Here is a 2,326-nt window from a genome sequence, read left to right as displayed (position 1 = left end):
GGAATTGTTCATGCCAATGTTCAAACGCAGACTCTTCAAGCTGGAGGTATGATTATCGTGTCAGGTATAGCGGCCGCCGCAAGTGGTGCCAATAGTCGAGATGCGATGATGCGTTCTGCTGTTAGTGTGATTACTGTTTATTTGTATAACGAAATGGGTTGGGTAACGTACCGAGGACAGCGTATGTATGTTGATAAAAATACATTCCAAAAAAATGCAGCAAATGCTTACTTAGCTGAAGAAGCTGGACAGACAATGTCCGATTATCTTGAAACTACAGCTGAAGAAACCGCTCAAATCGGTGCGGGTGTTCTGTCGAATATGTCTATTGGTGTAGGCGTAGTCAGTCCGCCAAGTGCTTTTGTTATGGCATTCGGCGCATGGCGTTTAGATTCAAGTTGGTCTAATTTCATCGGCGTGATGGTTGGACCTTTTGGGAAAGGGGCAGGTGTAGTGGATGATGCAATATTCTTTGGGTCTCCGGTTGTTAAGCAGACGGTAGATAATGTAGGCACTGTAAATAATACGGTATCTGTTGGATGTAATACGGTGGTGAAATGTGACTGATCAAGAGGATAAATGGGATACAGCAAGTAATGCGATTATGCTTTGGTGTGGAATTGGGATCCTCTTCTCTAAAGGAGATTTTCTATTAGCTAGTATCCTTGCTGTCACTTACACGTGTGTAATTGCAACCTTAAAGGTAATGGAGCCTGTACGTAAAAAGTACTCAAAGCTCGTACTCTTTACTTTAGTATCATTTATGTATGACGGTGGCGTTGTCTATACACTTGAACTTTTAGGTATAAATAATCTATGGCGCTTTGTTGCTACTTTCCCTCTTGCTTGTTTTGTATATTGGTTTGGAACCCGCAAAGTGCGACCTATCTTGAAGAAGAATAAAAATAGGTCATTTTAAGAAAATATATTATGCATCAGTGTTAGCGTTACTTGTTGGTTGCGGTGGAGGAAGCGGAGGTAGCTGGATAATGTTGGGACAGTTAACGTTGAATCGCAATGGGGTACGCCGCCTCCGGGTTGTATACGGGATTACAACCCGTCGCGCAAGCGGCTGCGAGCGGAGCAACCGTGTCATTTTCTACGACTTATATCACGACCGGTGATTTTGGTGGTGCGATAGAAGCAGGCGTTTTAGGTGGGCTATCTGCGGGTGTCACCTATGGGGTGGCCCATGGTGCTGCGGGTGGAACGAGTCCGTTTGGAGCGGCTTTACCCCTCGCTCATGGTGTGGTTCAAGGTGGTTTCCATGAATTGCAAGGTGGTAGCTTCAAGCAAGGCTTTATCAGCGGTGTCATTGGTAAGCTTGGTGGAGGAATTGTTCATGCCAATGTTCAAACGCAGACTCTTCAAGCTGGAGGTATGATTATCGTGTCAGGTATTGCCGCCGCAGCAAGTGGTGCCAACAGCCGAGATGCAGTGATGCGTTCTGCTATTAGTGTGATTACTGTTTACTTGTACAATGACTCTATGAGTTTTAAAGATAAGATGACCAAAGGTTGGTCAATATTTAAAAAGGTTGAGTTTAAAGAAGGAGGGCGTTGTTGCCTAAATCAGTTGAACCTTTTTCGAGTCTTGCGATCTGACCCTTTATGATGGTTAGAGCGGTGGTGACATGGGTAAGGCAAAAAAGAAGATAACTAACTGGGCGGAGTACAATAAGGCTCTGTGTAAACGGGGCTCGGTTACGTTCTGGATAGATGATTCAGCTGTAGATGCATGGCGATGCAAAACCCATCATGGTAAGCGTGGTAGAGGTTTCCAGTACTCTGATACAGCGATTGAAACTGCATTGATGATTAAGGGGATATTCTCTCTACCATTGCGTGCGCTTCAAGGTTTTATCGACTCTATCTTTGAGCTATTGGAGGTTCCCCTGACGTCCCCTGACTACACGTGTATCAGCAAACGCTCGAAGACAGTTCAAGTCAAATATCGTAACAAATCCAGAGGAGCTATTCGCCATATCGCTATTGACTCGACTGGTCTCAAAGTCTTTGGCGAAGGTGAGTGGAAGGTGAAAAAGCACGGCGCCGAAAAACGCAGAACTTGGCGCAAACTGCACTTAGCCGTTGATGTAGAAACTCATGAGGCCATTAGTGCAGAAGTCAGTCTTGTAAGTGTTGGCGATAGCGAAGTGTTGTCAACATTACTCAACCCTTTACGTAGAAAGATAGATACCGTATCTGCCGATGGAGCGTATGACACAAAAAGTTGCTATGAGACCCTGAAAAATAAGGGCAGTACTCCGTTGATACCGCCTCGCAAGAATGCGGCGCTTTGGGAAGATGGGCATCCCAGAAATGAA

The 2,326-nt window shown here is 45.1% G+C and carries 4 protein-coding genes; all 4 read left to right on the top strand.

The window, feature by feature from the left end:
* A partial coding sequence (locus ACQEXR_RS19940; RefSeq protein ID WP_427021011.1) for a hypothetical protein occupies positions 1 to 567 on the top strand: 567 nt, incomplete at its 5' end.
* A complete protein-coding gene (locus tag ACQEXR_RS19935) occupies positions 560 to 919 on the top strand; it encodes a hypothetical protein (RefSeq protein ID WP_427021010.1) in 360 nt (119 codons plus the stop codon). The genes ACQEXR_RS19940 and ACQEXR_RS19935, both read left to right, overlap by 8 nt.
* Positions 920 to 1,017: 98 nt before the next feature.
* Positions 1,018 to 1,614, top strand: coding sequence for a hypothetical protein (locus ACQEXR_RS19930; protein WP_427021009.1), 597 nt, complete (start codon positions 1,018 to 1,020; stop codon positions 1,612 to 1,614).
* Between the two features lie 19 nt (positions 1,615 to 1,633).
* On the top strand, positions 1,634 to 2,326 hold a 693-nt coding region (locus ACQEXR_RS19925), incomplete at its 3' end, for an IS5 family transposase (protein WP_427021008.1).

The organism is Vibrio sp. TRT 2004 (genome assembly GCF_050113735.1).
In the GTDB taxonomy this organism is placed as follows: domain Bacteria; phylum Pseudomonadota; class Gammaproteobacteria; order Enterobacterales; family Vibrionaceae; genus Vibrio.
The sequence above is the reverse complement of the archived record's forward strand: the minus strand, read 5'-3'. Positions and strand labels throughout refer to the sequence as shown.

What these genes read in the sequence shown, in the direction of transcription:
- ACQEXR_RS19930 (WP_427021009.1), top strand. Translation starts at nt 1,018, where the DNA reads ATGGGGTACGCCGCCTCCGGGTTGTATACGGGATTACAACCCGTCGCG.